General features: G+C 36.7%; 26 protein-coding genes. 14 read left to right on the forward strand and 12 right to left on the reverse strand.

Annotated features, from left to right (window positions below; genetic code table 11):
- The 3 genes from SJY09_RS02785 to SJY09_RS02795 all read right to left on the reverse strand — a co-directional run bounded on the left by SJY09_RS02785 (nt 1) and on the right by SJY09_RS02795 (nt 1,530).
- Entirely contained in the window at nt 1–336 is a 336-nt protein-coding gene (locus SJY09_RS02785) for a PadR family transcriptional regulator (RefSeq protein WP_396638591.1), read from the reverse strand.
- A 196-nt stretch (nt 337–532) separates the two neighbouring features.
- Nucleotides 533–1,048 carry a nuclear transport factor 2 family protein gene (locus SJY09_RS02790; RefSeq protein WP_396637435.1) on the reverse strand — a complete coding sequence of 172 codons (516 nt, stop codon included), beginning with the start codon at nt 1,046–1,048 and terminating at the stop codon, nt 533–535.
- Nucleotides 1,048–1,530 carry a DUF4870 domain-containing protein gene (locus SJY09_RS02795; protein ID WP_396637436.1) on the reverse strand — a complete coding sequence of 161 codons (483 nt, stop codon included), beginning with the start codon at nt 1,528–1,530 and terminating at the stop codon, nt 1,048–1,050. Before SJY09_RS02795 ends, SJY09_RS02790 begins: the two co-directional genes overlap by 1 nt.
- Before the next feature lie 192 nt (nt 1,531–1,722).
- Between SJY09_RS02795 and SJY09_RS02800 the strand changes: the two genes are divergently transcribed.
- From SJY09_RS02800 to SJY09_RS02835, 8 genes are all read left to right on the forward strand, one after another.
- A complete protein-coding gene (locus tag SJY09_RS02800) occupies nt 1,723–2,178 on the forward strand; it encodes a DUF4442 domain-containing protein (protein WP_396637437.1) in 456 nt (151 codons plus the stop codon).
- Nucleotides 2,179–2,279: 101 nt separating this feature from the next.
- Entirely contained in the window at nt 2,280–2,732 is a 453-nt protein-coding gene (locus SJY09_RS02805) for an FKBP-type peptidyl-prolyl cis-trans isomerase (RefSeq protein ID WP_396637438.1), read from the forward strand.
- A 110-nt stretch (nt 2,733–2,842) separates the two neighbouring features.
- Nucleotides 2,843–3,172 carry a YegP family protein gene (locus SJY09_RS02810; RefSeq protein WP_099573280.1) on the forward strand — a complete coding sequence of 110 codons (330 nt, stop codon included), beginning with the start codon at nt 2,843–2,845 and terminating at the stop codon, nt 3,170–3,172.
- Nucleotides 3,173–3,379: 207 nt separating this feature from the next.
- Nucleotides 3,380–3,769, forward strand: a complete 390-nt coding sequence (locus SJY09_RS02815) for a hypothetical protein (protein WP_396637439.1) — start codon at nt 3,380–3,382, stop codon at nt 3,767–3,769.
- Between the two features lie 34 nt (nt 3,770–3,803).
- Complete coding sequence (locus SJY09_RS02820) at nt 3,804–4,268, forward strand: hypothetical protein (RefSeq protein ID WP_396637440.1); 465 nt, start codon at nt 3,804–3,806, stop codon at nt 4,266–4,268.
- Nucleotides 4,269–4,444: 176 nt separating this feature from the next.
- A complete protein-coding gene (locus tag SJY09_RS02825) occupies nt 4,445–4,909 on the forward strand; it encodes a hypothetical protein (protein ID WP_396637441.1) in 465 nt (154 codons plus the stop codon).
- A 136-nt stretch (nt 4,910–5,045) separates the two neighbouring features.
- Nucleotides 5,046–5,843 carry a TIGR00266 family protein gene (locus SJY09_RS02830; RefSeq protein ID WP_396637442.1) on the forward strand — a complete coding sequence of 266 codons (798 nt, stop codon included), beginning with the start codon at nt 5,046–5,048 and terminating at the stop codon, nt 5,841–5,843.
- Nucleotides 5,844–5,936: 93 nt separating this feature from the next.
- A complete protein-coding gene (locus tag SJY09_RS02835; RefSeq protein ID WP_396637443.1) occupies nt 5,937–6,590 on the forward strand; it encodes a DUF2461 domain-containing protein in 654 nt (217 codons plus the stop codon).
- Between the two features lie 39 nt (nt 6,591–6,629).
- On the opposite strand, the gene SJY09_RS02840 is transcribed toward SJY09_RS02835, so the two are convergent.
- Both SJY09_RS02840 and SJY09_RS02845 read right to left on the reverse strand, forming a co-directional pair.
- Nucleotides 6,630–6,980 (reverse strand): bestrophin family ion channel, encoded by a 351-nt coding sequence (locus SJY09_RS02840; protein WP_396637444.1) that lies wholly within the window; start codon nt 6,978–6,980, stop codon nt 6,630–6,632.
- Nucleotides 6,981–6,984: 4 nt separating this feature from the next.
- A complete protein-coding gene (locus tag SJY09_RS02845) occupies nt 6,985–8,550 on the reverse strand; it encodes a M81 family metallopeptidase (protein WP_396637445.1) in 1,566 nt (521 codons plus the stop codon).
- 181 nt (nt 8,551–8,731) lie between these two features.
- Between SJY09_RS02845 and nudK the strand changes: the two genes are divergently transcribed.
- Nucleotides 8,732–9,319, forward strand: coding sequence for a GDP-mannose pyrophosphatase NudK (gene nudK / locus SJY09_RS02850; protein ID WP_396637446.1), 588 nt, complete (start codon nt 8,732–8,734; stop codon nt 9,317–9,319).
- Nucleotides 9,320–9,337: 18 nt separating this feature from the next.
- Nucleotides 9,338–9,847, forward strand: a complete 510-nt coding sequence (locus SJY09_RS02855) for a peptide-methionine (S)-S-oxide reductase (protein WP_396637447.1) — start codon at nt 9,338–9,340, stop codon at nt 9,845–9,847.
- Here the strand turns inward: SJY09_RS02855 and SJY09_RS02860 are convergent.
- Nucleotides 9,841–11,109 carry a D-alanyl-D-alanine carboxypeptidase/D-alanyl-D-alanine-endopeptidase gene (locus SJY09_RS02860; protein WP_396637448.1) on the reverse strand — a complete coding sequence of 423 codons (1,269 nt, stop codon included), beginning with the start codon at nt 11,107–11,109 and terminating at the stop codon, nt 9,841–9,843. The two genes, SJY09_RS02855 and SJY09_RS02860, sit on opposite strands and share 7 nt — an antisense overlap.
- Before the next feature lie 201 nt (nt 11,110–11,310).
- Between SJY09_RS02860 and SJY09_RS02865 the strand changes: the two genes are divergently transcribed.
- On the forward strand, nt 11,311–11,508 hold the full coding sequence (locus tag SJY09_RS02865; RefSeq protein ID WP_396637449.1) for a hypothetical protein: 198 nt from the start codon (nt 11,311–11,313) through the stop codon (nt 11,506–11,508).
- A gap of 55 nt (nt 11,509–11,563) precedes the next feature.
- Here SJY09_RS02865 and SJY09_RS02870 read toward each other — a convergent pair whose 3' ends face one another.
- Nucleotides 11,564–12,502, reverse strand: a complete 939-nt coding sequence (locus SJY09_RS02870) for a LysR substrate-binding domain-containing protein (RefSeq protein WP_396637450.1) — start codon at nt 12,500–12,502, stop codon at nt 11,564–11,566.
- A gap of 126 nt (nt 12,503–12,628) precedes the next feature.
- On the opposite strand from SJY09_RS02870, the gene SJY09_RS02875 reads away from it, so the two are divergent.
- On the forward strand, nt 12,629–13,108 hold the full coding sequence (locus SJY09_RS02875) for a Dps family protein (RefSeq protein ID WP_396637451.1): 480 nt from the start codon (nt 12,629–12,631) through the stop codon (nt 13,106–13,108).
- Between the two features lie 75 nt (nt 13,109–13,183).
- Here SJY09_RS02875 and SJY09_RS02880 read toward each other — a convergent pair whose 3' ends face one another.
- Nucleotides 13,184–13,600, reverse strand: a complete 417-nt coding sequence (locus tag SJY09_RS02880; protein WP_396637452.1) for a DUF2141 domain-containing protein — start codon at nt 13,598–13,600, stop codon at nt 13,184–13,186.
- A gap of 217 nt (nt 13,601–13,817) precedes the next feature.
- Between SJY09_RS02880 and SJY09_RS02885 the strand changes: the two genes are divergently transcribed.
- Entirely contained in the window at nt 13,818–15,977 is a 2,160-nt protein-coding gene (locus tag SJY09_RS02885; RefSeq protein WP_396637453.1) for a TonB-dependent receptor domain-containing protein, read from the forward strand.
- Nucleotides 15,978–15,979: 2 nt separating this feature from the next.
- On the opposite strand, the gene SJY09_RS02890 is transcribed toward SJY09_RS02885, so the two are convergent.
- Nucleotides 15,980–16,471, reverse strand: coding sequence for a DoxX family protein (locus tag SJY09_RS02890; protein WP_396637454.1), 492 nt, complete (start codon nt 16,469–16,471; stop codon nt 15,980–15,982).
- Between the two features lie 242 nt (nt 16,472–16,713).
- On the opposite strand from SJY09_RS02890, the gene SJY09_RS02895 reads away from it, so the two are divergent.
- A complete protein-coding gene (locus tag SJY09_RS02895) occupies nt 16,714–17,793 on the forward strand; it encodes an adenylate/guanylate cyclase domain-containing protein (protein WP_396637455.1) in 1,080 nt (359 codons plus the stop codon).
- 34 nt (nt 17,794–17,827) lie between these two features.
- On the opposite strand, the gene SJY09_RS02900 is transcribed toward SJY09_RS02895, so the two are convergent.
- Genes SJY09_RS02900 through SJY09_RS02910 form a run of 3 tightly spaced genes read right to left on the reverse strand, consistent with a single transcriptional unit; the run spans nt 17,828 to nt 20,647 of the window.
- Nucleotides 17,828–19,195: a glycoside hydrolase family 113 gene (locus SJY09_RS02900; protein ID WP_396637456.1), complete on the reverse strand. Its 1,368-nt coding sequence runs from the start codon at nt 19,193–19,195 to the stop codon at nt 17,828–17,830.
- A complete protein-coding gene (locus tag SJY09_RS02905; RefSeq protein ID WP_396637457.1) occupies nt 19,196–19,810 on the reverse strand; it encodes an FMN-binding negative transcriptional regulator in 615 nt (204 codons plus the stop codon).
- 3 nt (nt 19,811–19,813) lie between these two features.
- The gene (locus SJY09_RS02910) at nt 19,814–20,647 is read right to left on the reverse strand and encodes an endonuclease/exonuclease/phosphatase family protein (protein WP_396637458.1); all 834 of its coding nucleotides are present in this window, start codon (nt 20,645–20,647) and stop codon (nt 19,814–19,816) included.
- Between the last annotated feature and the right edge of the window lie 43 nt (nt 20,648–20,690).

A 20,690-nucleotide genomic window follows, 5' to 3' on the forward strand; every position in this document is an offset into this window, starting at 1 on the left:
TTAGCTGTTTTTTGTGTTGGTTACCAGGTTAGTGGCTTTACGTAATTCGTCCCAGGTGGTGTCCAATTCCTTAAGGAAAAGTTTACCGGTCTCTGTAAGTGTATAATATTTTCTTGGTGGTCCCGAGGTAGATTCTTCCCAACGATAGTTTAGAAGACCTGCGTTCTTAAGTCGTGTTAAGAGGGGATAAATGGTTCCCTCTACCACCAGCATTTTAGCGTCTTTTAACGTTGATAGGATTTCGGAAGCATATTTGTCTTCTCCATTAAGGATGGACAGTATGCAATACTCCAAAACTCCTTTTCGCATTTGCGCCTTTGTATTTTCTACATTCATAACGTCTTTTTGCTTTTTATGCAGCTTCTTTCTTTGTGGGGATTGCTCCTTTTCGTCTGTAATGGTCTGCATGGGTTAACGGTTCGTTTTTTGATTGATGAATAAACATTTGGCTCATGATTAGTGAGTTCCTGAAAAACGTTCAGGGCGTGTTGATTGATTCGTAAACTCCTTAGATATGATGAGTATCTAGATTTTAATTTCCTTTATATTGATGGTCATAACTTAGTTCTCTTTTAAGGTTCCATTCAGAATTATCTTTTACCCATACATGGGTAAATTTGGCAATGTCTCCTTTTTGATAGACTTTATCATTATCCAATGATTCAAAGCGGTGAATACCGTGTTGTATAGCTCCATATAGTACTCCGTTCTTGTAAAGTGGAAAAACTTCCAGACTATTGGCAATTAGAATTCTTTTAGAAGGTTGCATTCCTTTAGGGTCCCAATTGGTACAGTTTTCTTTCATCGGATTTAAAAAAGCGTCCCTACCTTCTGTTAATCCTCCTTTATCATGGTAAAACTCAAAGTCTTCCGTAAATAGGTCTTCTAACAAAGATGTATTACAGGTATTAAAAGCAGCGTTGAATAATAAGCTGTCCTTTTGAGCTAATTGTTGGTGTAATTCTGAATCTGTAGCTACTTGACCCATGGCCAAGCTTGTAAAAAAGGCTACGATAATATAAACGAGTGCTTTTAGTATGTTAATCATTATTTTATAAATTTTATGGTGATAGGATATTGAAAGGTTTGTCCTTCATTAGTCCTAATAGTTGCTAAAATGGTGTATACGATGTTCACTACAAATAGGGCGCCTTGTACCAAACCTGAAATACCAAGAGGTAAAAGCCAAGAACCGAACCTAAAATCGTCACTATCAAAACTTAGGTCAAGATTGTTGTAACTGTTTAAGTGGTTAAACCCAAAGTGGTCAAAATCAAAAAAATTAGGAAAAAACCCAACAAAGAACGGAATACTGATAATCCCTAAAATGATGGAGTAGAGGAGCATGCTTATTTGAAAATTCAAAGCTTGCTTTCCATTATAATCCACAAATTCATACTCTTTTTTATTTGCCGTCCATAATACCAATGGAATGATAAAATTCCCAAAGGGAATAAAGAATTTAGAAAACGTACTCGCATGTATGAGCGATGCTAAATTACGTTCGTGTTTTGTTACTGATTCTGTCATGATTTGCTCGTTACTGTTGATTGATTTCTGTTACTGGGTTAAAGCTAATTATATAGATAACCTAATAACTTCTTATGCAAATATATATCTAAAAGAAGGTACTATGCAACGCATAGTACTAATAATTAACATAATATTAACATTTTATACTATAGAATTAAATCTATACTTTTAGCAAAAATTTAGTTCAAAATGGCGGAAAGCGTTAGTAAATTCAACACGTTCACATTTTTTAAATTACCCTCCGCATGGTGGTCTGGCGTACGTTTACGCCATTTAGATGAAAAGAAGGCAATTGTTACGGTAAAACATAAATGGTTTAATCAAAACCCGTTTAAAAGTATGTTTTGGGCGGTTCAGGGAATGGCAGCAGAGCTTTCTACCGGAGCAATGATGATCGACCAGATTAGAGAAAGCGGCAAGAAAATTTCCATGCTCGTAGCCAATAACAATGCCAATTTTTCTAAAAAAGCCACGGGTAAAATAACCTTTACCTGCGAGGATGGTCATCTTATTAAAGATGCTTTGGATAAAACCATAGCCACGGGAGAAGGGCAGACCATTTGGATGAAATCTGTAGGTGTTAATGAAAATGGGGTAGTGGTCTCTACCTTTAATTTCGAATGGACCGTACGTCTTAAAAAATAAATTACGTTCAAAATACAAGATGACCTTGGTAAGTAAGCTCTAGTTGCGACGTACTAATCTTACTTTAAAGAACAGCAAATTAAAAACTGAAGTTAATTGATATGAAAAAATTCTTAATCCCCTTTATGATTTTACTTTTTATGAATTGCGGTACCGACGATTCCATAAAGGACTATACCCAAGCCAATGAAGAAGAAATACTGGAATATATAAGTGCTCAAGGTCTAAATGCGGAGAAAAGTGCTACAGGTTTGTATTATATAATTAATGAAGCTGGTTCTGGAAACAGCCCAACCGCAAGTTCAGATGTAACTGTGGCCTACAAAGGATATTTTACCGATGGGGCTGTCTTTGACCAAAGCGGTGCCGAGGGTATTTCGTTTAATTTAAACCAGGTCATTGCTGGGTGGACAGAGGGTATCACCTATTTTAATGAGGGTGGTAGCGGTATTTTATTAATTCCTTCTAGACTGGCCTATGGCAATAATGGGCGAGGTAGTATTCCAGGTGGTGCCGTACTTATTTTCGACATAACACTTATTGCGGTAAATTAAGTGTAAAATTCTTTGCGCTACAGAAGTGAAATGGTATGTTATTTTTTGCATAATAGTACTCGTACTCCTGTTTTTTAGTAACTTTAGGAAAACTATAAATTAATTTAGCAATGGGTAAATTTGAAATTAAAACAGGAAGTTCTGGCAAAACAATGTTTAATCTTAAAGCTGGTAACGGGCAAGTAATTTTAACAAGTCAATCGTATGCCAGCAAAGATGGATGTAAGAACGGAATAGAATCGGTACGCACCAACTCTCAGGACGATGCTCGTTTTGAGCGTAAAACGGCCAAGGATGGCAGCCCCTTCTTCACCTTAAATTCTACAAATGGTCAAATCATAGGGAAAAGTGAGATGTACTCTTCTAAAGACGGTATGGAAAACGGTATTGCTTCGGTAAAGAAAAATGCTCCGGATGCCGAGGTAGTGGATAATTCATAGATTACACTATTTGTTGATATAATTAGAAAGCGGCCTCTAGGGCTGCTTTTTTATATAGCCAAATAGAATATAATTCTATATTATACTGTAATAAAGCTAATTATGCAGCAAGAAGTAATTTTTAAAGAAGTTCAAAAATTTACCCAATGGTGGTTATGGCTTTTTTTGCTTGTACCGATATTCTTTGCGCTCTTAAAAATTTATAACATGTATGAAAACTTAGTTACTGATTCGGGTTTTGGGTCTTTTTCCATAGTAATGCCCCTATCTTATTGGATTGGTGTCTTAATCTATGTTTCCACCTTACTCTTTATACTTTTTTCTAAGCTTACTGTTATGATTACAGATACAGAAATAAAAATCCGTCACCTCCTTTTTTTTAGAAAATCAATTATGTTAAGTGACGTGGTTACATCCGAAATCGTTTCCTATGGTTTTCTGGGTTATGGGATTCGAATAAGCCCTACATATGGTACGGTGTTTAATGTAAAAGGAAATAAGGGTTTGGCAATCACTTTGAAAAACAATAGAAAATTTTTAATAGGTACGCAGAAACCGGATGTTTTGCTTTTAAGTATTCTAAAAGATTTAGAATAGTTTATAATTTAGGATTAACTAAGTCTGTATTAATATGAATAAGACAATATCTATAGTCGCTGAATATATGAAAATCGATTTCGTAAATCGATATAAAAATTTATGTATAAAATATAATGATTACGATAATTCTTTACGGGGAAACCAGACAGAGATTTATTCCTCCGTTTTTTGTGAACTTGGATATAATGTTAAATATTTCAAGAGAGAAACTTTCTATAGATTTGAAGAAAAACTTAAAGATTATAGATTTGTTCTTCAGTTTGTTATAAAGGACGGTTTGGTAGAAGCAATGATATATCCTAAAATAAATAATACCTTTTGTGTTCCTGATGGTCGATTCGATTTTGTGGCGAAAGAAATTGATAATTCTTTCGAAAGAAGAAAGTATACTTTGCCAGATTATACCAATAAAGAAGAACTAGAAGGAATTTTAAAAGAATTTTTTTCTATTTACGAGGACTTAAAAGCTGCACTAATAGGTTCAAATGATAACTAAGGAGTTTATAGATGAAGAATGGAGATGGTTTGGTATGGTTTTTTCGTTTTTCAGCTATTTAGCATGGACCCAAAAGATGATATATCTTCCTGTGATGCATCATAGTAATTCGGTATTAACCGAAGATACATCTTATTATTTCTTCTTTATTACTAAGAACTAAGAATTATTTTTAAATGAGTGAAAATATATCGATAATCAGTAATTATATAGATATTGAGTTTGCAAATAGATATAAGAGTATTTGTGCGAAATATAATGGCTTTGATAATAGAATGTCGGGTAATCAGAAAGAACTCTATTCTACTATCATTAAAAGACTTGGTTACGATGCCAAATATTTTAGTAAAGAAACTTTTTATAGAATTGAAGAAGTTATAGGTCGTTTCAATTTTGTTCTTGATTTTGTTCTTAAAAATGGAGTAGTAGAGACGATGTGGTATCCAGGACAAGACAAGCAGTTTTGTGTTCCAGATGGACGTTTCGATTTTATTGCTGAAAAACTCGATAAATCTTTCGATAGAAGCCTCCATAATCTTCCAAAATATACCAATAAAGAAGAACTAGAATTAATCTTAAAAGAAATATTTAGTATTTACGAGGATTTAAAAACTGCACTAATAGGTTCAAGTAATAACTAAAGAGTTTATTAACGAATGGAATAAAGAGTTTATATATGATGAGTGGAGGTTGTTTAGATAGTATTGAAAAAAAGATAAGCTATGTAACAAATACCCCTTCCAAGCAACTAATAGTCATCAACAAAAAACACAACTTATGAACGCACACGAGATAGATTACGAGATTTACGGGGAAGAAATGCAATATGTAGAGATAGAGCTAGACCCACAAGAGGCGGTAGTAGCAGAGGCAGGAAGCTTTATGATGATGGATACCGATATTAAGATGGATACTATTTTTGGAGATGGTTCCAACCAGGACAGCAGTGTACTGGGCAAAATATTTTCAGCAGGAAAACGAATGCTTACCGGAGAAAGTCTTTTCATGACCGCTTTCTTAAACGTAGGTCAGGGAAAGAAACAAGTTAGTTTTGCATCGCCCTATCCGGGAAAAATATTACCTATAGACCTATCTGAAAAGGGAGGAAAATTTATTTGTCAGAAAGATGCTTTCCTTTGCGCTGCAAAAGGAGTTTCTGTCGGGATAGAATTTTCTAAAAAACTAGGAAGGGGACTTTTTGGAGGAGAAGGTTTCATCATGCAAAAATTAGAGGGCGATGGTATGGCCTTTGTACATGCCGGAGGAACAATGGCAAAAAAAGAATTGGCAGCAGGAGAAGTTTTAAAAGTAGATACGGGCTGTATTGTAGGCTTTTCGCAGACTGTAGATTATGATATTGAGTTCGTTGGTGGCATCAAGAATACGGTATTCGGAGGTGAGGGGCTATTCTTTGCTACTTTAAGAGGACCAGGAACTGTTTATATTCAATCCCTACCCTTCAGTAGATTGGCCGGTCGTGTTTTAGCGGCTATTCCAAGAGGGGGGAAAGATAAAGGCGAAGGAAGTATTTTAGGAACTTTAGGAGATGTAATCGGTGGTGATAGGGGTTTTTGATTCCCCACCCCTAAATCCTCTCCCCAAAAGAGAGCGGACTTTTTTATCTTAAATTTTTCATACTTCTAATACTGTATTTCGTACTTTTCATTTATGGATTTCAAAAACCAGATTAATTTTCTCAAGGAACTTCAGAAAAATAACAATAAGGAATGGATGGATGCCAACCGTAAATGGTACAAAGAAGTCCGTGATGATTTTATTGACTGGTTAGATGGTATGAATAGCAAACTAATGGCTATTGACGATGAATATTACGATACTCCTGGAAAAAAAGGTATTAATCGCATCAATAATAACCTTATGTTTCATCCCAACAAACCTATTTACAAGGACCATTTTGGAGCTGGGCTAGATAAACGCCCTAATACCGGTGATTTCTATGTGGAAATCGGTATTGAAAGGTGTATGTTCGCTGGCGGCCTGTGGCGACCGGACCCTAAAAGACTTCGGAGTATTAGGGATGCTATTGATTATGACGGTGAGGAGCTGAAAAAAATATTGAACAGGAAATCCTTTAAAGCGATGTATGGTGGACTTTGGGATGATGTAAAGCTCACTAATTCGCCCAAAGGCTTCACCAATGACCATCCGCATATAGATTTGCTACGGAATAAAACCTTTGCCGTAGCCACCGAATTTTCCACTAAAGAAATTTTTAAGTCTGGTTTTGAAGACAAGGTAATTACCGCCTATAAAGAAATGCTTCCGTTTAGAAGGTATTTAAACCATGCCATAACGGTTTAATTATTTAAGAATGGAGATATAGCCAGAATGCTTTCTAGACTATTGCTCCCCGGTCTCAAATACAAAATAGTAGGTAGCTACAGGTAACGGTTCCCCATTAAAAGTACCTTCCCATTCATTAAGATAGCCATTGCTATCATAAACGATGGCGCCCCAAATTTTTCTTGCTTCCCATAGGCGGTCATAAGCACTGTTATTTTTAAAGCCTACATAAAATGCAACAGCGGTGCCTATTACGGATAGGGGTAACCAAGGGATGACCAGCCATTCCTTTAAAGGCGTAAATTGATATACTAACGCAATGAGTAACGCCCAAATAGTAATCCAAATGATATGACCGCCACTGAATACTAAAATAGATTTTAAACCGAAATTTTTTTTTACGTACATCGCCTTATTTCAATTGATTTGATATTGATAGTAGTCGCGCGTTTAAATCCGGGGTATCCATATTGGTGTCTAAAGGGAACATGGGACGCTTTATGTTTTTATAGTCAAGACGTTTTAAATCTTGGTCTACACCACCGGGAGTAAGGGCCATTGTCCATCCTTTACGCATTTCGTAGAGTTCGGGCACAAGATATCCAATTTTTACTACTACAATGTCCGTTTCGCGCGGACTCAAGCCTAAATCGGTGAAGTCTTTCTCTTGATGATACGGTTTCCTTTTTCTGGTAACGATGACATGTATACTTCCTATTTTAACCACTACCTCTACTTCTGCATCACGGTCCCCTTCTTTAATTGCGGTGATAGTTCCTTCTAGTAGTAATGGAGGAGCAAAGCGATTGTCCACTTCTGCTCCTGCCATGGCCGAAACAGAACCTCCAACGCCAACTTTAAGCGCCTCTTTAATCAATTCAGGACCTGGAATAGATGCATAGATAAGTGATGGTCCCTGAACGGATTTAAACTCCTTTCTGGCCAAAAGTTCCCGTAAAGTCCAAGTAACGTCACCTGCACCGCCAGCAGTAGGGTTGTCTCCCATATCACTTATGATATAAGGAGCATCTTCACTGCCCAATGCTAATTTCAAGCTTTCGTCTAAAGAGGCGACCGGAGCTACAAATTCAAATTCGTTACGCACTTCCCAATAGGCTTCTGCCAGGTCTTCCGCAGTTTTAGTCACCTGTTCCTTGCTATCTCCAACAGCCATTACCACACCATGATTTCTAGATTCGTCTGCCCACGGATAGCCCATCCAAATAGCAGCATCGATGACACCATCTTGCGCAACTAAAGCAGGAATCTTACCGTACAAACTCTTCCCAGGTTCAATGCGCGTGCTGGTTTTCTCACCCGGTAAAAGAATGGGTACGGGTATCCAAGCTTTGTATTTTGGCTTTCCTTTTCCTTTTTCCAGCCGTTCTAAAAGATTATTGATAGATCGAGCTTTAGACTCAATAGCATCTTCGTGCGGTGCCATTCGGTAACAGGTAATCAAATCGCTGTGTTTTGCCAGTTTTTCAGAAACATTACCGTGCAAATCCATCGAGGTTGATATTAAAACATCAGTTCCAATTACTTCTCGAATACGTTTGATTAGATCCCCTTCGGCATCAATCAACCCTTCAACACTCATGGCTCCATGGATATCAAACCATAGGCCATCATAAGGTCCGTTTTCTTTTAACATTTTCAAGGTTTTGTCGACCATTGAATCGTAGGCCTCTTTGGTTACCGTGCCGCCCGGAAGCGATTTACCCAATAAGGTGGGAATCCATTCGGCACGATTTCTAAAATCACTAGCTTCATCAAAAAAGTCATATCGCCCGAAAATGGAATCACCAATTCTCGCATGAAAAGCTTCTTCATGGGTTTGAGCAGGGGAGAAGGTACTAGATTCAATACCAATACCTGCAATGGCAACCCGTGGTAGTTTTTTAACTTCTTCAGGATGCTCTTTACAGCTAAAAAGCATTCCAATACATAATACTGAAACTAACAGTGATTTTATCATTTTGTTTGGTTCATTGTTTGGCATAAGGTACAAAGTTTTCATGTTTTGCAAATGCTAAAAATCATGATTAAATGACCGACTAGGACGCTAAAGATTTGAAAACTATATTTGAATGCCTACAAGTAATATGAAATTGTAACAGAAGTTGTAAGTTTAAAGTAACCGCTAAAGTAGCTATCAATTGAAGAATCCAAATATTAAAAACATTAAAAGAGAAGTACTTTCCGATAACTGGTATACACTGAATAAATATACTTTTGATTACCAAAAGGACGATGGTACTTGGGAAACCCAACATAGAGAAGCTTATGACCGCGGTAATGGTGCAGGAATCTTACTCTATAACAAGAAGAAAGGGACGGTGATTTTAACCAAACAGTTTCGGATGCCCACTTACGTTAATGGTAATGATAACGGAATGATGATAGAGGTATGTGCCGGGTTATTGGATGGTGACAATCCGGAAGACTGTATCAGAAAAGAAACTGAAGAAGAGACTGGGTATAAAATAGCGGATGTGCAACGCGTATTTGAAACTTATATGTCACCAGGTTCTGTCACCGAAATTTTGTACTTGTTCGTGGGTGCCTATGAGGAAAAAATGAAGGTAGGTGAAGGTGGGGGAGCAGTAGATGAAACAGAAAATATAGAAGTCTTAGAATATCCCATAGCTAAAGCGATTAGTATGATAGCCTCTGGGGAGATTAAAGATGCAAAGACCATTTTACTGTTGCAGTATGCCCAAATACAGGGGTTAGTTTCCAGTTAACGTTACGACCAAGAGTTCATGAGCTTTTTACGGAAAATAGCAATGGGAGGTGGTTGCCATTGGTGCACGGAAGCAGTTTTTCAATCTTTGAAAGGGGTTCATAAAGTGGAACAAGGATTCGTTGCACCCTTAGCTGAAGAAACTGAATTTTCCGAGGGTGTAATTATACATTATGATGCTACTTATATTTCCTTACAGGAACTTATAAGAATTCATTTGCATACTCATGCCAGCACCAAAACACATAGCATGCGACATAAATACCGTTCTGCTGTTTACGTATTTTCGGAGGATGATATTGCCCGGGCAAAGGATGGTATTAAGGAAACGCAAAAGGATTTTACAGAAAAGATAATAACCCAAGTCTTGAATTTTGGGGCCTTTAGTGTTTCTAAGGAACAATTCCAGAACTATTATTATAAGAATACAAAAAAACCTTTTTGTAAGACACATATAAGCCCAAAGCTTAACATGCTTATGAAACGTTTTTCAAAAAATATCAATGAGAAAATACTGTCTAGTCAGTAGTTTTTACGGAGCGTTTCAAAAATCTTTTGCATTCTCAGTTTTACTTCTGACGAAGGTTGTCTAAAATGATTGTTCATAAAACTGAACAGGAGTATATTTCCAGATCTTGTGAGTAAGTATCCGCTGAGGCAATAATTGTTCCCTAAACTACCTGATTTAGCATAGATATAAGGGTTTTCGTCACTCCCGTACCAGTCTTCCAAAGTCCCTGAAACGCCACCTGCCGGAAAAATACGGAAGAGTCGCTCTTGCACTATTTCTTTTTGCAATTTTTGCAAGACATTTACTATGGACTGCGGAGTAAAAAGGTTATACCGAGAAAGTCCTGAACCATCTACCCAACGCGGTGGTTGTTTTAAATTGGCCAAGTCGTTTTCTAATATATGTGTCCTTATTTTTTGACTGTTCAGTGTATCTGTTAGTTCAGACGCCGCCAATAATAACAATTGTTCAGCGATAAAGTTGTCACTGTCGTGCATGAGTCTTACGTATAGCGAATCTACAGGAATACCGCTAAGCGTTTTCGTTTTACCTGTAGGCATTTTGGTGATGAGAGTAACTTCCTTGCCTAAACTATTTCCTAACAGGTTCTTAGTTGTATAACTACTTGTTTTAAAGGGTACCTCTAGCGTATCGGTGCGAGAAGCATTAAAATAGAACTTGTTCCTATCCTGACTGCGGTTAAAGATATAAGTTGTGTTAACAACACTGTCCTTAAAATAAGTTGGCCAAACTTGTTTGTTTGGCGCATTGGTGATTAAAGCAATGTTTCCATGAACGGGAAAAGCACTACGCTCAGGAGAGTAGTACCAGTGAAAGTCGTCCCAGGACCAACCTGGCCCCAATGGTGTATCCTGAAAATTATCAGCGAAGAAAGCTAAGTTTTTATGTTTTTCAAGAAACTTAAAGGCTGTTGAATCCCTTAAATAGGGATGTAAAAAGCTGGGGTCCCCCGTACCTTCAAAGTAAAGGGTATCATTTTGATATAAATAGCGTAGTGCCGGAACTTTTTCCGGAAGACTACGAAGGGCCGTGAATAATGTAAAAATCTTTGTATTACTTGCAGGAGTAAAGTATTTGTTACTATTTAAATTGTAAATCGTATCTCTTGTGCTTGGGTCTACAACCAAAAATCCTGTAAACTGATTGGCAAAAAAATCGGAACTTAATGTGTTTTCAATGTCGCGTTTTGTTTGCTTTTTTAGAGAAGCACAGCTTACAAAAAGCAAGAACACACTTAAAATACCTACTATTTTTTTCATCCTATATCCTGTATAATGAATAAGCCAAGAACCGTTAATCCGCTATAATATTGCCATACCCTTAAAAGTAGTAAAATTAGGGTTTTTACCTTTCCCATAGTTTAACATTTTACTAGTCAGTTTTAACTTTTTAGCTGCAATAATATACCTTCTTTTCTGTTTAAATTTACATAACAACTAATTAATAAAACTACGTACTATATGGCTAGAACAATGCTAGAGTATAGCAAAACGGTACTGAAAAAAGTTAGTTTTGATGTAAAGTTATTTTGCAAAGAGCTAAGAAAAGCAGTAGACCTATTACTACCGGAAGAGGTAAAAGAACTAAAGGTCTGGTTACAACAGTTTATTACGGATAAACCAGAATTACAGCAAAGCTTGTTATACCTTAAAGCTTAAATAAAAACCCACGTTAGCGTGGGTTTTTATTTTTATAGTGTTGCTTAGAAAAATCTCATTTGGTCAACGGGCTAATAATTTTTACATCTTGAAATTTTATTGCTCCCCTCACTACTCCTGATATAACGTCGCGTAATGCCTCTGTTATTTGAATCTTTAATTCACTCTTGTGGTAGATAAGACTTACCTCCCGAGCAGGTGATGGTTCTTTGAAAAACTTAAGATTTTCTTTTTTTAAAGTATCTAATTCTAAGGTATTTAAAAAAGGAAGTAAAGTCATTCCCAAGCCTTCGTTAGAGAGGTTGATGAGGGTTTCAAAACTACCACTTTGCAATTGAAAATGTTCTTCCCCAGACTTCTTCGGAGTCTTGCAGAGATTTAGGACGCCTTCTCTAAAACAATGCCCGTCCTGTAGTAGTAATATATCCGAAACATTTAAGTCCGCTGGAGTAATTTCTTTTAATGCCCGCAATCTATGATCTTTTGGAACGTAGCCCACAAATGGTTCATAATAAAGCGGTCTTTCTTTAATAAATTCGATTTCCAAAGGAGTTGCTGCTATAGCGGCGTCTAAATGACCGTCTTGTATATTTCGGATTAAATTTTCGGTACTTTGTTCCTTTATGATAAGGTTTACTTTGGGGTATTTATTAATAAAGGACTTTAAGAACATGGGCAATAGCGTAGGCATTATGGTAGGGATAATACCTAGTGTAAAATCACCTCCTATAAAGCCTTTTTCTTGATCAACGACATCTTTGATACGATCAGCTTCGTTTACAATGTTTTTAGCTTGAGCTACGATTTTCTTACCCACTTCTGTAACGGAAATTGGCTTTTTACTTCTATCAAAAATCTGTATATCAAGTTCATCTTCAAGCTTTTGAACCTGCATACTTAAAGTAGGCTGGGTAACGAAACATTTTTCAGCAGCTAGGGTGAAGTTTTTGTATTCTGCAACGGCTAGCACATATTGTAACTGTGTAATGGTCATCCTGATAATTTAGTGTTATAAAGTTATAAAAACTATCGATAAAATTTATGACAAACGTCATATTTATTCTATAATTTTATAGTTAATTATGTACATGATATAGCATCAACTTAACTAATAAAAATTATGAAATTAAACAGTATCGGCTTGGATGCCGAAAAATCAAGGGTTATTGGAGCGGACCTTAATATTCTTTTGGCCAATTTTCAACGTTATTATCAAAGTTTAAGAGGGATACATTGGAACATTAAAGGAAAGCGGTTCTTTGATTTGCACGTAAAATTCGAAGAACTTTATGATGATGCCAATCTCAAAGTAGATTTAATCGCAGAACGTATTCTTACCCTAGGTGTTGTACCCTTGCACACCTTTGAGGATTACATGCAAAACGCGACGGTTCCTGCTGGAAAAAATATTACAAAAGACGAAGAAGCTATTCGTTTAATAGTAGATTCTTTGAAAGAACTTTTACTCATAGAACGAAAACTTTTAGATGCATCTGATGATGCAAATGATGAAGGTACCAATTCTATGATGAGCGATTTTATTACCGAACAGGAGAAAACGGTTTGGATGATGAAAGCTTGGTTAACCGAGGAGATATAAACTAAAAAAGGCTCCTGATCAGTAGCCTTTTATTTTGATTGATGAAGGTCTTATTTTCAAAATGAAAATTTATGTTTAAAACCGAATTCTAAAATCAAGGTCTTTATCCTTTACTTCAAATCTTGCGCTGTTAAAATTTGGAGGGCCAAAAACTAATTCCCCTGTAGTAGCATAATTTTCTTTTGGCATTCCATTTGCTTCAAAGTCCATACGGTTATTGTCATTACTATCATGCAAAAGCATTATGGCAAAGGTGCCGGGTTTAATATTAGTGAAGGTTAAGGTTACTTCTCCTTTTACTGCGTCTACTACCTCATTGGCAACGCCTGGGCCCTTCATAAAGCTAGATTCCGTATGTAAGCCCCCCATAATACTGCCTTCGTCAGAGAGTACATTTTCAATGGTAACGGTAATGGTTACTCCTTTTTCATCCTGTGCTGAGCTAATAAAGCTGGTGAATACTAATCCTAAAATAAGTGCTGCGATTTTCATATCATTTAAAATTTAAATTGTTATTAGATGAGTCAAAATTCCAACTAAAGTGCAGATTTTTAAAAATAGAAATACCCAGTTGTCGATTTTTGAGTATGAATTGTTATAGAAAAATAGTGATACATTTCAGACCTCAAAATCTACATTTCGGTCAAACGGTTTGGTTTAGATTTTCGTAAACGGTCAACTTTGTCCCGTAATCGACAATCAAAAAATCATGAAGACAATCATAGTAACATTACTTTTTCTAATCACTACAGGCATAGCTGCCCAGACCATTATTTCTGGTACTGTTTCAGATAGCAAAGGTGGTCCTATAGAAGGAGCAAACGTTTATTTAGATGGCACCTATGACGGTGCATCTACCGGTGCAGACGGAAAATTCAGTTTTGAAACGACAGCATCCGGGACACAACAGATCATTATATCTATGATTTCGTATGAAACGTATATGCAAGCTGGCGATATATCCTATTTAAAGGAGCTGGATATTGTCTTACAGGAGGCCGTTAACCAATTAAACGGGGTTACTTTAACGGCTGGTAGTTTTCAAGCTGGTGATAATTCTAAGGTATCCGTACTGAAACCTCTTGACATCGTTACCACAGCGGGAGCAGCTGGAGATTTTATTGGAGCATTACAAACATTACCCGGCACTTCTAATGTAAGCGAGGATGGTCGTCTTTTCGTACGTGGAGGTCAAGCAGGGGAAACGCAGGTATTTATAGATGGGCTACGCGTCTTTCAGCCTTTTAATGCTACAGCGAACAATGTGCCTACGAGAGGACGTTTTTCACCCTTTCTTTTTAAGGGTATTACGTTTAGCACAGGAGGTTATTCTGCTGAATACGGTCAGGCACTTTCCAGTGTACTTCTATTGAACACCACAGATGAACCTGACCAAGAAAAAACGGATATATCGTTACTTTCAGTTGGTGGCGGTCTTGGCCGAACCAGAATTTGGGGTAATAAATCCCTCAGCGTTAATGCACAATATATTAATCTTGCGCCGTACCAATGGATCATTCCCAATGAACAAGGTGCTCGTTGGATTAAGCCCTATCAATCTTTTTCGGGTGAAACAGTCTATAGAAGTAAAACGGATAATGGGATTTTTAAATTTTATACAGGATTTAATCAGGCGAATTTGGATGTAGACCAAGAGGATATCAATTTTGAAGATTTCGTCAATTTCCGTTTAAGAAATAGCAACCTGTACGCCAATACTACCTACAAACACTTTTTTGATAAAGAATGGACTTTAACTGCGGGAGCAAGTATTTCTTCTGATAGAAACGATATTGGCTTTGAAGCAAATGATATTGAAACAAGCGAAACGGCCGGTCACCTAAAATTAAAGGTGAAGAAAACATTCAATAATAAATTTCAACTGAATATGGGCGTTGAGCATTTTATTACTGATTATGATGATAGCTTAACTAGTCCTGATAATTTTACCTTATCATCCGGGTTTAGAGATAACTTAAGTTCCGTATATGCTGAGACCGATATATTCTTTAGTAACAAGTTTGCTATGAAGCTAGGGCTAAGAGGGGAACACTCTAGTTTTTTAGATGATACTAATATTGCACCGCGTGTATCATTAGCTTATAAGAGTAGCGAAACGGAACAGTTTTCTCTGGCTTATGGAGATTTTTACCAGAACCCTTTGACAGAATCCCTAAAATTTGACAGAAATTTAGATTTTGAAAAGACCTCACATTATATTTTAAATTATCAATATCTATCCAATGGAAAAACTTTTCGGGCAGAAGCCTATTATAAAGATTATGATGGACTTGTAAAATTTGATACGCAATTACCACAGTTCAATTCAGAGTTCAACAATCTTGGTAATGGCTTTGTCACAGGAATAGATATCTTTTGGAGAGATAATAAGAGTATTAAAAACCTGGACTATTGGGCTTCTTATTCTTATTTGAATACGGAGCGCGATTTTAGAAATTTTAGCGAAAGGGCTACACCCAATTTTGCTCCGGCACATAGTCTTTCTTTAGTCACTAAATATTGGGTAGGGGACTGGCGTTCTCAAATAGGAGTTTCCTATAATCATGGTTCAGGAAGGCCTTATGACAACCCGAATACGCCCGAGTTTTTAGCGGAAAGGACCAAAGCTTTCAATAGCTTGAATATCAACTGGGCTTATTTAATTTCACAACAAAAAATATTATTTTTTTCGGTCAGTAATATTACCGGGTTTAAAAACGTAAATGGTTATCAATATGCAGATGCACCGAATATGGATGGTATTTTTGACCGCCGTGCTATAAGGCCTACGGCAGATGCATTCTTTGTTGTTGGCTTCTTTTGGACCATTAGCGATGACAAGAGCAGTAACCAGTTGGATAATCTGTAATATTAGAATCCTCTTTGTGAGAACCAATAATCCAAGCCCCATTTACCAGAGCCAAAACCCATAAAAAATAGCCCAAGACAAAAGAAGGAGAAAACCGGAACAATATCCCAAGTGCCGTCCCATTTTCTAAAAAATATTCCCATTGCCATGGTCAAGAAAACAAAAAATGCTGTCATACGCGTATTTAGCCCTAAAATAAGTAAGATGCCACCAAAGGCTTCCATAAAGCCGATTGACCAAGCAAAAAGGTATGGCATCGTATCAAAAGGATATCCTTGGTAAGCAATTAATGCTACGAACTCCTCTGAAACTTCAAAAAGTGATAATTCTAATGTTCCAGGTGTCCACGGAGTTCCAAATTTATTTGGAGCATAAACGAAGGCAAGTAGGGCACCTGTCACAACACGCGGAACAAATAAAAAGAAATTGCCTAAAACACTATCAGTGGTATATGGAGTAATCCATTTTTTAAGTTGGTATGTAAAGAACGTCATCTAAAATTATTTGGTCGGTTATTTAATTAGCTACTTAAATATACCCAAAAGTTCAATATTCATCAAAAAGAATTTATTTATTGACGTATTAAATCTAAAAGGATATGATTAGTAGGATGAAACATATAATTTGCTAGGAAATCATACGTTAAACTATCGTATTTTCATACGGAGCAATATTGAGGCATGACAGTTGCCTCAATATTTTACTGGTACTTTAAATTCAACTAAGAGAATCCGTTTTGCGCATAAAAAGATTTTTAAAACAAATAGTGCCTTTTGGTCTTATATGGGCAGGCTTTACATTTGTTTATGGTCTGGTAGAATATGGACTGTTAGGTACATTGGATAAGTACCCGGCCACGGGAAATCCTTATGATTTTAAAAATGGGATTTTACCATTGGTACTTGGTGCATTCGTTATTGGCTCATTACAGGGAGCCTGTGAGGTCATTTGGTTCAGAAAAAGACTATCCAATACCTCTCTCCGCGTAAAGATTCTATTGAAATTATTATTCTACATCTTCTTCATAGCCCTAAGTCTTATTGCGTTTAGCTTGCTCAATAGTTACCATAATTATGAAGAATACCAGTTTACGGATGCCATAGACGACCTAAAACGATTTGCTGCCAATTTCGCCTTCTGGAGCACCCTTACTTTTATGGGCTTTGTTGCCGGTATCGCTATTTTCTTTTCAGAGATGTTACAATATGTTGGCGATGGGGTGCTTTATAATGCGTTGTTCTCTAAGTATCACAAACCTTTAACCGAAGTTAGGATATTTATGTTCTTGGATATGAAATCCTCTACTACCATAGCCGAAACTCTAGGTCATAAACAATATTTTGCATTATTGAAGCAATATTATGCGGATATGACCAGTGCTATTTTAGACACTGAAGCAGAAATATATCAGTATGTCGGAGATGAAATTGTATTGTCTTGGCCAAAGGAAATTGGTCTTCGGAATAATAATTGTATTTCCTCTTTTACTAAAATCTCAGAAACGCTTAATGCCAAGAAGAATTGGTATCAAGAAAGGTTTGGAATAGTACCCAAATTTAAAGCAGGCTATCATATAGGAGAAGTTACTACAGGAGAAATAGGAACTATTAAGAGAAATATCATCTATACAGGGGATATTTTAAATACCGCGGCACGGCTAGAATCGGCTTGTAATACGTATGATACTAATATTTTGATGTCCGGTGAACTTTATAATCAATTAAAGAAAAATAATTCACTGACCTTTAAACGAATAGGAGAGTTGGTATTGCGAGGTAAAAACAAATCAATTGATTTGTATACTCTAGAATTCTAAAAATAACTCTAGTTTTTTAACTGAACCCAGAAGTTTAAGGTCGTTTAACCGCATTTCCAAAACCCTTAGCTATTACATTTTCTGCAGGCTTAAAGCGTGGCGAGAAATTAAGGTCCGTTGCCGCACTTTCCTCCACGGTCCTTACATTCCATTCCCAAATATAAATACCCGCTAACCATGGTTGGTTCCAACATTTATTGAACAAAGCTTCATACGCTAATTGTTGGGTTCTATCAGATTTTTTCTTGGTGAGTATGCTGAAGTCAGAGCCCCATTCCCAAGGCTTTATGGTAGCATTGGATTCGCTTTTGTAACCCACTTCCGTAAAGAGTATCGGTTTTTTATATTTTTCGTGTACACCTTTTAGTGCTAGTAAATGGTTGTCCCAGCCCTTTTCAATGGTCTCTAAATCTGGATTTTCTGTTTTGGTCAAGGGAAAATACGCTTGTATGCCAATATAGTCTAACCTGTCCCAAAAGCCAACGTGCTCATACTCATCGTACCAATTGGCGGCATAAGTAAGTTCACCCTTATAAATTTCTTTTATGGCATCAATAAGTGCGTTCCACTTTTTAGGTTTTTTTTTTATAGAGGTCCGGAGTTCTGTACCAATACAGAAAAGTTCTGTTTTAGTGAGAGCCGCAATTCTAGCATAACGCATCATATTTACACGGTAAGATTCAAACCAATCATCCCATTCCTTTGTATTGTCTAAAGTAATATTGCTTCGCCAACCGCTACTCATCCACAAATGTGGTTTTAGGTGCACTTTAAGTCCGTTTTTATGAAGTGTATGTATCGTTTTTATGAAGCTTGAATCTCTTTTGGTGAAAGAATACGGGTCATCGGGAATATTAATCCGCTTTGTGGTTTCATCTTCTTGATAAAGAAAAGGAATTACCGCAACCCATTCTACATTGGCTTTTATGAGACCATTAATAGCGGCATTGTTATCATCGGACCAACCAAAAACACTCATGCCACGTTGTTTTTTATCGGCCTTATGAAGATTGTTTACGATTCCCTTGGTATTCATAACTGAGTTATCCCACTGGTAATCGTGCCACTCGTAAGAATTCGCATAAATAAGTGTTTTAAAACCTAGAAATGTAATCAAAATTGGAAGTATGAAACGATAACCTAGTTGTCTGAAGAAAACCGATTTTGACTTAGAACGATAAAGTTTTATAAAGTATTGAAATGCTAATAGGAGTAAATAACTCAATAGAAATATCACATGAAAACCAATGAGGAAATTTTTGTTTCCAGCAATATCAAAAAAGAACAGGGCACTGTCGGTAAAGCTCCTATCACCACGACTTAAAAGGATAGTAATGATAACGAAGCTAAGGCACCAGAGAACTGCGTATAGTACTAAAAAGTGTTTGGTTCTACGCCCCATTTATTTAGTATGTTTAGAATTGCTCATCTCTTGGGCAACCGAAGCCGCCTGCGCATCTCGTTTTTGTAATTCCTCGATAATTCTGGGGTGGTCGTGTTCGCGACCTTGTGATAGTTTTTTTGCTGCTTGAATAGTTGTTATCGTTATTTGAAAACCTACAACACCTTTTACTTGACGCATTGTTTTTGGGGATAGATCGGCTATAGAAACGGGGCATTTAGAATTTTGTTCGTATTTGTCCACTAGCTTATGCATAGACGCCAAAACGTGGGCCTCGTCTATAATTTTTAGCGTACCATATACGTGTACGGCAATGTAATTCCACGTAGGCACTTCTTCTTCTTGATACCATGAGGAAGAAATATAGCTGTGGGGACCATTAAAGATACATAGGACTTCGGCCGTTTCGGAAAATTGAGTCCATTGTGGATTGGCCTTGGAGATATGACTTACCAAAATATCATTCCCATGCTCATCCGTATCCAATTCTAGCGGAATATGGGTCGCCCATGGTTTTCCATCGACCTGACTTACCAAAATACCAAAGCTGTTCTGCTTCAAAAACGCTTTTACTTCGGACAGATTCTCGTTTCTATACTGTGGAGGTATGTACATAGACTAGTTAAAATTAATTTTAGAAATCACTGGTAAATGGTCAGAAATATGCTTGTTATTTTCCATGCGGTCGTCAATATGTAAATAACTTTCTACACTAAAACCATCCACCAAAATATAATCGATTCTTTTATCTAAAGGCATATTCCAATCAAAACCGCTAAACGTGCCGGATGGTCCATAAAAGGGTTTTTTGGTTATTTGATATCCATCTTTTAATTGTTTGCCTAAATACACAATAGTAGTTTCTTGGGGAGTAAGGTTTAAATCTCCCATCAATACACTGGGTAATTTCTGAGTGTTTATCGCTTTCATTTTCTTAACGATGAGTTCGGCGGATTTTATACGTGCTTTTTTTCCGATATGATCAAAATGCGTATTAAATACATAAAATTGTTTTTTAGTGATTTTGTTTTGGAATAGGCCATAAGTGCAGATACGTTCCATGGCGGCATCCCAGCCTATAGAAACTTTATCCGGTGTCTCGGACAACCAAAAGGTACCGGTTTCCAATACCTTTAACGCTGTACTGTCGTAATGGATAGCCGTGTATTCTCCTTTCTCTTTTCCATCGTCCCTTCCCACACCAACATAAGAATAGGAAGTTAGACTGTTATCCAAATAAGTGATTTGATGGTGTAATGCTTCTTGTGTACCAAAAATTTTTGGATTATAATTTTTGATTAATCGGACCATAGCCAGCTTTCTATTGTTCCAATTATTAACGGTGTCGTTTACATTGTCATATTTTATATTATAGCTCATCAGTGTCATTTCCTGACTAAAAAGCATGTTTGCGATAATTACAAAGACTAGAAAAAGTTTATGATTTAACATTCGCGTATTTACTTTAGAAGTTACAAGGTAGAAATAATCCCGT

The organism is Maribacter sp. R77961 (assembly GCF_044594925.1).
Classification (GTDB): Bacteria; Bacteroidota; Bacteroidia; order Flavobacteriales; family Flavobacteriaceae; genus Maribacter.

Bases quoted from the DNA above. Each gene is read 5' to 3' on its own strand.
- SJY09_RS02785 (WP_396638591.1), bottom strand. From the start codon at position 336: ATGAATGTAGAAAATACAAAGGCGCAAATGCGAAAAGGAGTTTTGGAG.
- SJY09_RS02790 (WP_396637435.1), bottom strand. From the start codon at position 1,048: ATGATTAACATACTAAAAGCACTCGTTTATATTATCGTAGCCTTTTTT.
- SJY09_RS02795 (WP_396637436.1), bottom strand. From the start codon at position 1,530: ATGACAGAATCAGTAACAAAACACGAACGTAATTTAGCATCGCTCATA.
- SJY09_RS02800 (WP_396637437.1), top strand. From the start codon at position 1,723: ATGGCGGAAAGCGTTAGTAAATTCAACACGTTCACATTTTTTAAATTA.
- SJY09_RS02805 (WP_396637438.1), top strand. From the start codon at position 2,280: ATGAAAAAATTCTTAATCCCCTTTATGATTTTACTTTTTATGAATTGC.
- SJY09_RS02810 (WP_099573280.1), top strand. From the start codon at position 2,843: ATGGGTAAATTTGAAATTAAAACAGGAAGTTCTGGCAAAACAATGTTT.
- SJY09_RS02815 (WP_396637439.1), top strand. From the start codon at position 3,380: ATGTATGAAAACTTAGTTACTGATTCGGGTTTTGGGTCTTTTTCCATA.
- SJY09_RS02820 (WP_396637440.1), top strand. From the start codon at position 3,804: ATGAATAAGACAATATCTATAGTCGCTGAATATATGAAAATCGATTTC.
- SJY09_RS02825 (WP_396637441.1), top strand. From the start codon at position 4,445: ATGAGTGAAAATATATCGATAATCAGTAATTATATAGATATTGAGTTT.
- SJY09_RS02830 (WP_396637442.1), top strand. From the start codon at position 5,046: ATGAACGCACACGAGATAGATTACGAGATTTACGGGGAAGAAATGCAA.
- SJY09_RS02835 (WP_396637443.1), top strand. From the start codon at position 5,937: ATGGATTTCAAAAACCAGATTAATTTTCTCAAGGAACTTCAGAAAAAT.
- SJY09_RS02840 (WP_396637444.1), bottom strand. From the start codon at position 6,980: ATGTACGTAAAAAAAAATTTCGGTTTAAAATCTATTTTAGTATTCAGT.
- SJY09_RS02845 (WP_396637445.1), bottom strand. From the start codon at position 8,550: ATGATAAAATCACTGTTAGTTTCAGTATTATGTATTGGAATGCTTTTT.
- SJY09_RS02855 (WP_396637447.1), top strand. From the start codon at position 9,338: ATGAGCTTTTTACGGAAAATAGCAATGGGAGGTGGTTGCCATTGGTGC.
- SJY09_RS02860 (WP_396637448.1), bottom strand. From the start codon at position 11,109: ATGAAAAAAATAGTAGGTATTTTAAGTGTGTTCTTGCTTTTTGTAAGC.
- SJY09_RS02865 (WP_396637449.1), top strand. From the start codon at position 11,311: ATGGCTAGAACAATGCTAGAGTATAGCAAAACGGTACTGAAAAAAGTT.
- SJY09_RS02870 (WP_396637450.1), bottom strand. From the start codon at position 12,502: ATGACCATTACACAGTTACAATATGTGCTAGCCGTTGCAGAATACAAA.
- SJY09_RS02875 (WP_396637451.1), top strand. From the start codon at position 12,629: ATGAAATTAAACAGTATCGGCTTGGATGCCGAAAAATCAAGGGTTATT.
- SJY09_RS02880 (WP_396637452.1), bottom strand. From the start codon at position 13,600: ATGAAAATCGCAGCACTTATTTTAGGATTAGTATTCACCAGCTTTATT.
- SJY09_RS02885 (WP_396637453.1), top strand. From the start codon at position 13,818: ATGAAGACAATCATAGTAACATTACTTTTTCTAATCACTACAGGCATA.
- SJY09_RS02890 (WP_396637454.1), bottom strand. From the start codon at position 16,471: ATGACGTTCTTTACATACCAACTTAAAAAATGGATTACTCCATATACC.
- SJY09_RS02900 (WP_396637456.1), bottom strand. From the start codon at position 19,195: ATGGGGCGTAGAACCAAACACTTTTTAGTACTATACGCAGTTCTCTGG.
- SJY09_RS02905 (WP_396637457.1), bottom strand. From the start codon at position 19,810: ATGTACATACCTCCACAGTATAGAAACGAGAATCTGTCCGAAGTAAAA.
- SJY09_RS02910 (WP_396637458.1), bottom strand. From the start codon at position 20,647: ATGTTAAATCATAAACTTTTTCTAGTCTTTGTAATTATCGCAAACATG.